General features: G+C 43.0%; 2 protein-coding genes. Both read left to right on the forward strand.

Annotated features, from left to right (window positions below):
* Positions 1-146: 146 nt before the first annotated feature.
* Complete coding sequence (locus JCM10914_RS27740) at positions 147-7,061, forward strand: non-ribosomal peptide synthetase (protein WP_269433949.1); 6,915 nt, start codon at positions 147-149, stop codon at positions 7,059-7,061.
* Positions 6,980-10,157: non-ribosomal peptide synthetase (locus JCM10914_RS31590; RefSeq protein WP_158442489.1), on the forward strand; the 3,178-nt coding region annotated here is incomplete at its 3' end. The genes JCM10914_RS27740 and JCM10914_RS31590, both read left to right, overlap by 82 nt.

A 10,157-nucleotide genomic window follows, 5' to 3' on the forward strand; every position in this document is an offset into this window, starting at 1 on the left:
TGCTTATCGCCGCCAGAATTAGGCTGCATATGTCCGTTAAATTACCTGTCGGCTTAGTTTTTCAGACGCCGACGATATCGGGCTTAGTGAATGTGATCAGACGGTTGACCGCTTCCCCAGAGGATCCGATATTATCTTTGCCAAAGATGCTATCATATCCGGTAACTCCATCCCAGAAGAGGTTGTTTATTCTACAGACGATTGATCCGAGCAGTGTGGCCTACAACGTTCCAGGGACGTTCATGTTCGAGGGAAAGGTTGATCCGGCACATATCCGAAATATTTTCTATAAGCTGATTTCTCGGCATGAGTCCCTGAGAACAACATTTGAAATTATTGATGGTGTTCCTGTGCAAAGGATTCATGACCAAGTTGAATTTGAGATGGAAGTAACACAAGCAACGGATGATAGAGTCCGGGAATTAGTGCTCCAATTCGTCCAGCCTTTTGAGTTGGAGAGAGGGCCTTTGTTCCGTGCGAAAATGATTGAATTGTCGGGAGAAAAACGATTACTCTTTGTGGATATGCATCATATCATCACAGATGGCCTATCTATGTCTATCCTTTTACAAGAATTTCAAACTTTATATCATAATAATCACCTTCCTGAAAACCAGCTACAATATAAGGATTATACGGCTTGGTTTAACGAGAGAGTTCTCTCGGATGAGATGAAACAAATGGAATCGTATTGGCTCGGAGTGTTGTCAGGTCAGCTCCCTATACTAGAGTTGCCCACCGACCGTCCAAGACAAGTGCGGCAAAGTAATGAAGGAAAAACAATAAAATTGAAGGTAGACAAGGAAATGAAAGCCCGTCTGACCCGGTTGGCGTTCAATACGGATTCTACTGCCTTTATGGTACTATTTGCAGCTTATAACATTATGTTATATAAATATACTCGCCAGAAAGATTTGATCGTCGGTGTTCCAGCGGCAGGACGAACCCATAAACAGACTGAAAGCATGATTGGAGTGTTCATAAACACATTAGCTCTTAGGAACCGAATTGACCCGGAGCAATCATTTGAATCTTTTTTGCGTCAGGTGAGAGAAAATTCCCTAGATGCATATGAGAATCAGGAGTATCCTTTCGATCTTTTGGTGGAGAAATTGGAATTGTCGCGTGATATAAGCAGGAATCCCGTGTTTGACACGATGTTCAGCATGCAGCATGAAGAGAACGTTTTTCAAGAAAATAATGGGATGTTCATTCGTCCCTATGAAATCGAATATCCAGTTTCGAAATTCGATCTATCACTGGACGTCGAAGATAATGAAGACGGTTACGTTTTTGCTTTTGAATATAATACGGACTTATGGGATGAAGACACAGCGATTCGTTTTGCCAGCCACTATGTGAATCTATTGAGTGTTCTGGGTGACAAAGGAGACATTGCGATTAAAGATATTGGAATTCTGTCTTCCCAAGAGCATAGTCAGATCGTAAATGACTTCAACTCAAATCGTTTATTCTTCTCCGGGGAGGATACGTTTCCAAAAGTGTTTGAACATGTGGCATGCTCATGCGAGGATCTAATAGCCGTTGTCGATTCAACCAAGTCATACACTTACAGAGAAATAAACGCCAAAGCGAATCAGTTAGCCAGAAAACTAAGAGGGACCGGGCTAGAACCAGGAATGGCCGTAGGCATCTTGGCAGACCGGTCGGCCGATATGATCATTGCCGTAATTGCGGTCATGAAAGCGGGCGGAGCTTATTTGCCGGTTGATCCGGAATACCCTGCGGAGAGAATCGAATTTTTGCTTCGCGACAGCCAGTCAGGAATCCTCGTGGCGCAGCCGCAATATGAAATACTGGCACAACAAGCTTTTAACGGAGAAATGATTTCACTTGAGGAATCGGTATATTCTGGTGAGGATACAAATTTGCCAGATATCCATCAACCGAGCGATCTCGCATACGTGATTTATACTTCCGGTTCGACCGGATTGCCCAAAGGAGTCATGATCGAACATCGCAGCCTCATAAACGCTGCATTTGTTTGGAGGAAAGAGTATAATCTCCAGGATTTCAGAATCAGATTGCTTCAACTATCTAGCTTTTCTTTCGATGTGTTCGCCGGTGATTTATGCAGAGCATTGTTGAATGGAGGACAGCTGGTCCTATGCGAGAATGAAGCGCGTGCGGATTTAGAAGCCCTTTATGATCTGATGTCCGCGTATAGAATCAATGTAATGGAATCGACACCTGCCTTAATCGTTCCATTGATGGAATACATTCATTCAAATGGTAAGAGTATTGATTTTTTAAAGCTCCTGATTTTGGGTTCTGATGTACTTCCCGTTCATGATTATTCTAAGCTAAAGGCGAGATTTGGGGACAAAGTGCGGATCATTAATAGTTACGGAGTTACCGAGGCTTGCATCGATGCTTCTTACTATGAAGGACCAGCTATAATGTCATTGGCACACATGCCTGTGGGAAAACCGCTTCCCAATGCCGAGTTCTATGTTCTCGACGAAGATAAACAAATCCAGCCTATCGGGGTAATTGGAGAATTATATATAGGTGGGGAGGGCGTCGCAAGAGGGTATTATCGGAATCCAGTTCTTACTGAAGAGAGATTCATCGATAATCCGTTCAAACCCGCAAGCAGAATGTATCGAACAGGAGATATGGCTAAATGGATGCCTGGTGGAAATTTATTACTTATCGGACGTGAAGACCGACAAGTAAATCTTCACGGGCACAGAATCGAATTGGGTGAAGTCGAAGCCGGATTGTTGGGGCACCCAAAAGTGAAGGAGGCCGCTGCCCTAATCCGTACCGGTACAGGCGAATCTCATCTATGTGCTTTTATTGTGTCGGACAATGAAGTTGAGACGGATGATGTATATCGGTTTCTTCAGCAAACACTTCCGTTTTATATGCTGCCGAGTCGAATCGTACCGATAAACCAGCTTCCATTGACACCGAATATGAAAATTGACTATAGGAAACTGGAATTAACGATAGAAGCATCTATTGATATATTTGTTGCGCCGAGAAATGAGTTGGAAGAAAAATTGGCGGAGATTTGGCGGAATGTTCTCCACCTGGATCGGATAAGTACCAATGACTCGTTGTTTGCAATTGGAGGTAACTCTTTGAAGGCAATGACGATTGTTGGAGAAGCTGCCAAACGCTTCGATATTCATTTGAATTTGAGAGATATGTTTCAGTTTCCAACCATTCGGCAATTGGCTGAGTTAGTGAAGGAAAATGATGTTGTGAGCGGCTCCTATCAGCGAATATTACCTGCGGAAGAGCTCCTTCGTTACCCGCTTACACCGGCTCAAAGGAGACTTTTCCTTTTGGAACAAATGCAAGACGTCGGTACAAGTTATAATACGCCGATTGTTCTGAAGGTGTCAGGCGAGCTGCAAATTGAACGTTTGGAAACTGCAATACATACGTTGGTTCAACGGCATGAAAGCCTGCGCACTTCATTTGAATGGTTGGATGGCGAACTGTTTCAACGCATTCATGAAGTCGTTGATTTCTCGATGAAGATTTCGTCCTTTTCAGAAACAACTGTCGATCTGTTTGCTTCTGAACTGATTAGACCGTTCGAATTGGGAAAGGCACCTCTTATACGGTTCGGTGTCGGCCAATGGAATGATTTGGAGCATTTGCTTATTTTGGATATGCACCATATTATTGCGGATGGAATCTCGGCGGAAATTCTCTTGAAAGAAATCGTATCTTTATACGAAGGTACCGAATTGCCTGACGTGACACTGCACTACAAAGATTATGCTGTTTGGTTAAAAAAACAAGAAGAATCAGGTCATCTTACGGAACAAGAACAGTACTGGCTAAAAACATTTGGGGGTAAATTGCCTGTTTTGCAACTTACGACAGATTTCCCTCGTCCCCCTGTTCAATGTTTTGATGGTGACTACTTACTTGCTTACACAGATGCGGTTTTGTTGTCTAATGTGAAACAAATTGCCATCGAGCATGAAACCACTATGTTTGTCGTTTTATTGTCCATATTTAATCTTCTTCTTCATAAATATACCGATCAGAATGATTTGATTGTAGGGACTCCGGTGGCGGGACGAAATCATCCAGACATTGGAGATACAGTAGGGATGTTTGTTAATACATTAGCTCTCCGAAACTTCCCTTCCGAAGAAATGACGTTTTCAGATTTTCTCGGGGCAGTCAAGGAAACCACGTTGTCGGCATTTGCACATCAGGATTATCCATTGGAGGATTTAATAGAAAAGCTTGACCTTTCAAAGGACTTAAGCCGAAATGCTTTGTTCGATGTGTTGTTTGTGCTTCAAGATTCAGATTCAGAACGATTAATGATTGGCCAGGAGCTTCGATTCGAGCCCCATCTAGTTGAAAGAAAGGTATCCAAGTTTGATCTGACCATTACGGTTGAGGAGAAGAGTGGCGGCTTAGAGATCCACCTGGAGTATTCAACTGCTCTGTTTACTGAAGCGACGGCGAAACGGATAACCAATCATTATATTCATCTGATCCGTCAGGTAACAGAATCACCACTATCCCAATTGAAGGATTTTCAACTCATAACGCCGGAAGAAAAGAAACAAGTTGTGTTCGATTTCAATCGTACGGAATCTGTTCCTCATAAGTCTTCACACATATGCCATCTGCTGAAGGAAGCGGTTGAACTTCATGCGGCCCGGCCCGCTATCATCACAGACACCCATGTTATTAGTTACGATGAATTTAATCGATTATCCAACAGCCTTGCGCGACGAATAGTCGAACTTGGAATTAAAGCGAATGAAACCGTTGCCGTAATGGGTAAGAGATCCATTCCTATGTTAATCGGGATCATGGCCGTATTGAAATCGGGAGGGGCATATTTACCCCTCGATCCGGATTATCCGGAAGAAAGAACCAGATACATTCTGAAGGATAGCAAGACCAACCTGCTGTTAACTTTCTCGGAAGACACACCCGACTATTTTGACGGCCACATTCTGTATTTAGACGATGAATCCATATATCAAAATGATGGTAGCGATTTAGGAATTGCAATTTCTTCTACAGATCTGGCATACGTAATTTATACATCGGGGTCCACCGGACAACCGAAAGGCGTCATGGTCGAACACGGATCCTTGATGAACCGTCTGAATTGGATGCAAAGACGTTATCCTTTATCGTCGCTCGACGTGGTGCTTCAGAAGACAACGGCGGCATTCGATGTGTCGGTTTGGGAATTGTTTTGGTGGATTTTTTCCGGTGCGCAAGTATGCTTACTGTCACCTGGAGAAGAAAAGGATCCAAGCGCGATTGTTGAGGCAATCGACCATCATCAAATAACGACACTCCATTTTGTCCCATCAATGCTGCAAGTGTTTCTAGATTTCATTAACCTAACAGAGCGGTCATCCAGCCTCTCTACACTTAGGACGGTATTTGCAAGTGGTGAAGCATTGAAGAGGAATCAAGTTGTCCTTTTTAATGACTTGATTCACAGCAGGAACGGGGCTCAGCTGGTTAATCTCTACGGTCCAACGGAAGCTACAATTGACGTTACTTCATATAACTGCAGTCCACTTGCACACGCGGATATTGTTCCCATCGGGTGTCCAATCGATAATACAAGTTTGTATGTATTAAATCGACACCTTCATCATCAGCCAATTGGAGTCATAGGTGAATTGGCCATTGCGGGGATGGGACTTGCAAGAGGTTACCTTCATAACCCTTCGCTTACCAGCCAAAAGTTTGTCAATCTCCCTGAGATGAAAGAGCGGGTATATTTGACAGGTGATTTGGTGAAATGGCTTCCGGATGGAAATCTCGCGTACATTGGGAGGAGCGATCACCAGGTTAAGATACGGGGTTACCGTATTGAACTTGGAGAAATCGAAACGCATTTGTGCCAGTGTCACGGAGTGAAGAATGCCGCGGCAGTTGTTAGACAGGATGCTAACGGGGAAGATGATTTGTGGGCTTTTGTGGTGTGTGAAGCGATGAAGGTTAGTGATTTAAATGAATATTTAATAGAGCGCATACCCCAATACATGGTTCCAAGCCGATTCCACTTTATAGATAAGATGCCTCTTTTGTCAAATGGAAAAGCGGACAGGAATGTTCTAGCTCAAATGGAAATAAAAGAGTTGCACCGAGATGACTATTTAGGTCCTAGGAACCGCAAAGAGGAACTGCTGACGGAGATTTGGAAAGAAGTGTTGGGGAGCGAGCGTGTCGGAGTTCGCGATAATTTCTTTACAGTTGGAGGTCAGTCACTACGGGCCGCTAATGTAGTTTCCTTGCTTTACAAGAAGCATCGCATAGCCCTGTCTTTAAGAGATTTGTTTCTATATCCGACGATCGAGCAATTGTCCGAGAGGCTAATATCTATCGATATAAGCAAGGATGTGGACAGAATTCCGAAAGCAGAGGAACGGGAGTTATATCCTATTTCGTCTGCGCAAAAGAGACTGCTGATTTTGAACGAGTTAAATGAAGAGAGCCTGAATTACAACATGCCCTCTTTTTTGAAAGTAACAGGAAATATCGACGTGCGAAGGGTTGAAGAGGCTTTTGTAAAAGTTATTGCTCGGCATGAGACGCTTAGAACTTCCATAGTATGGGTCGACGCGGAGCCTTACCAAAAAGTCCATCAAGAAGTGCCATTTTCTTTGAAGGAATTGACCTGCTTGGAGGAAGACCTTCAAAACGTGGCGGAAAGTTTGGTCCGTCCATTCAATTTGCAGGTGTCACCGTTTTTTCGTGCAAGTATGGTCAGGATAACTGACGGAGACTATAGAGTTTTGTTCACGGATATGCACCATATTGTCTCCGATGGTATGTCACAGAATGTCTTTTGGAACGACTTTATCTTCTTTTACCAAGAGGGCGGCCATTTAGAGGAAGTCCCTCTTCAGTACAAAGACTTTGCGGTCTGGCAACAAGATAGACGTATGAGTACATCTTATCTAGCTCAAGAGAATTACTGGTTAAAAAATCTAGCGACGACTTGCCTATATGGCAAGGGCCGAGGGACTTTACTAGACCGCCGTTTCAAAGCTTCGAAGGCGCTCAATATTCCTTCTCCTTAGACTCGGATCTTTCCAAGAAATTGAGGCAGCTACTGCAAGAGAATAACTGTACTCTATTCATGGGTTTACTAGCCTTCTTTCAAATTCTACTCGTTAAGTATTCAATGCAAGAAGACGTGGTAGTTGGTAGTCCTGTTCCAGGGAGGCCTCACGAGGAACTGCGAGGTACGATGGGAATGTTTGTAAACATGATCGCTATACGTAACAATCCATCTTCAAATAAAACATTTTCTTCTTTTTTACAGGAAGTTAGGATAAGTGTTTTAGATGGTCTTGCCAACCAGGAGTATTTGTTCGAGGACCTTGTCGAAGCATTGAATTTGAAAAGGGATATGAGCCGTAATCCAATTTTTGATGCGGTCATTATAGTGAATGATGGCGAGTCCGTAGAACTGGATGGAATCTCGATGGAACCGTATCTCCTAAATTCTGATCAAATGGGGACGAAGTTTGATTTAACATTAGAAACGAGAGATTTAGGAGACCTTATCGGCTTAAATTTTGTTTATTCTAAGAGATTGTTCAAGGCAGACACGATTGAAAGAATGGCTAATCACTTCATTCAATTGATTAGGTATTTGGTTCATTCTCCGGACGAGAAGATTTCAAATGTTTCGTTAATTTCGGAAGAACAGACAAAGATACTTGTGCAAGGATTTAATCAAACTGTGACCGAACTTCCACCGCATGGAAGGACTCTTCAAGATTGCTTCGAGAGTCAAGTGGAGAAGACACCGGACCGGGTAGCACTGGTTTTTGGCAATCATCAATGGACGTATAGGGAGTTAAATGAAAGGGCCAATAGAATAGCGATTCGGTTAAGGCGTAAAGGAGTGTACCCGAATTCAATTGTCGGGATTATGATGGACCGTTCACTGGAAGCGGTTCTGGGAATTCTTGCTATACTCAAGTCGGGTGGTGCCTATTTGCCTCTTGATCCACAAGCTCCCACTGAGCGAATATCGTTCATGTTACATGACAGCCAAGCGCTAATGGTGGTTACTTCTGCGAATTTGAAGTCAAGGCTTGATTTTAGCGGTGATATCATTCTGATTGACGATCCTTTAGAAGAGGAAGACTGTTCCAACCTGATTCATGTTACTGGGGAAACGGATCTTGCTTATGTTATTTACACATCAGGTACAACAGGAACACCGAAAGGTGTGATGATCGAACATCGGAATGTTGTGCATTATATATTCACTTTTTTCCAGGTTATTCACGGACTGACAGAAAGACAGCTTCAAGCCGCTCAACTGGCTCCGATTTACTTTGATATGTCTGTAAAACCAATATTCGGAAGTTTATTGCTCGGACATACAATGCATATAGTACCAGAAGAAATTAGGAAGCATCCAGATGAACTAATTTCGTTTTTCAACCAATTTCAGATCGATATCGGAGATTTCACACCTACTTTATTTCGAATGCTGAATTCATCATTTTTGCATGACAGAATCCATGTCAAATATTACCTCATCGGTGGGGAGCCACTTCCTGCAAAAGTAGTCGAACAATTCATCGCCAAATTTAAGGGTTCCAACCCAGACTATTTTCACATTTTCAACATTTATGGGGCGACAGAGGCGTGCGTCAATTCGACGTATAAGCCAATTAATTACCCGCTGAACGATTCGGCGGATCCATCGTCGATCTTAACTTTGGGAACACCTCTGCCAAATCAGGAAGTTTATATTTTAGACGACGGGATGAATGTCTTACCGGTTGGATTGATCGGGGAAATTTTTATCGGAGGGAAAGGTGTTGCGAGGGGATATTTAAACAGACCTGACTTAAATGCGTATAAATTTATTCCGAATCCGTTTAGGCCCGGAGAAAATATGTACCGTACAGGTGATTTGGGGCGTTGGAGGTCTGATGGACAAATTGAATCGTTCGGAAGAATAGATCATCAGGTCAAAATTCAGGGGAACCGAATTGAGATCGGCGAAATCGAAGTTTGTTTGCATAATCATCAATCAATAAGTGAAGCGGTAGTTATTCCGAAACACGACTCGAGTGGAGATCAGTACCTATGCGCTTACATAGTGACTGTAGTGGATCTAACCGTAAATGAATTGAGGAATTTTTTGGCTGATAAACTTCCGGAATATATGATTCCTGCTTACTTCGTAAACTTGGAGAGTCTTCCGTTAACAACGAATGGAAAAATTGATAGAGGAGCATTGCCGGAACCGGATGGAAGCGTCCTGACTGGCACTGAATACAAACCTCCCGGGAATCACATCGAGTCCGAATTGCTAGATATTTGGAACGGTCTGATCGGTCTTGACTGGATAGGTGTGAACGATAATTTCTTTCACGTAGGCGGAAATTCTTTAAAGGCAACGATGTTGATCTCCAAAATTCATAAACGGTTTAACGTCCAGTTATCTTTGAAAGATGTGTTCGAACGGCCGACTATTGAGGAGCTGGCCAAGCAGATATCAGTCTCGGAGGAGTCCTCATATCATGCAATTATCCCGGTTGCGGAAGCAACTCATTATCCCGTTTCTTCTGCACAAAAGCGATTGTATCTGCTTGATAAAATTTCTCAACCAACCACAACTTATAACAGTCCAAGAGTTGTAATCATCGCTGGAAGTCTCGACATTAAACGGCTAAATCGGGTACTATTCGAGCTCGTTAACCGGCATGAAATCTTGCGAACTTCATTTGCAATGGTCGAGGGGGAACTGGTGCAAATTGTTCATCAGGTAGTAGATTTTCAGTTGGAGTACTCGGAAAAAACAATCAACTCAGAATTTTTACCGAATGATTCTATACACCTTGATGTTCATTCTTTGATCAGGCCATTTGATCTCTCCAGTGCGCCTTTAATAAGAGCTGGGATTGTAAAATTGTCGGAAGATTCGCATGTCTTCGTGGTGGATATGCATCATATTGTTTCGGACGGAATATCCAAACAAGTCTTTTTTTCCGAACTTCAACGTTTGTACGAACAAAAGATTCTACCACCTCTCCCTGTCCAGTACAAGGATTATGCGGTGTGGCAGAGCAAGTTTGTTGAATCCGCCCGTTACAAACAGCAAGAGGAATATTGGTTGTCTGTATTTGAGGGTGATGTTCCCGTAC

The sequence above is a fragment of the Paenibacillus sp. JCM 10914 genome (genome assembly GCF_001315105.1).
Taxonomy (GTDB): Bacteria; Bacillota; Bacilli; order Paenibacillales; family Paenibacillaceae; genus Paenibacillus_AQ.

What these genes read in the sequence shown, in the direction of transcription:
- JCM10914_RS27740 (WP_269433949.1), top strand. Translation starts at nt 147, where the DNA reads ATGCTATCATATCCGGTAACTCCATCCCAGAAGAGGTTGTTTATTCTA.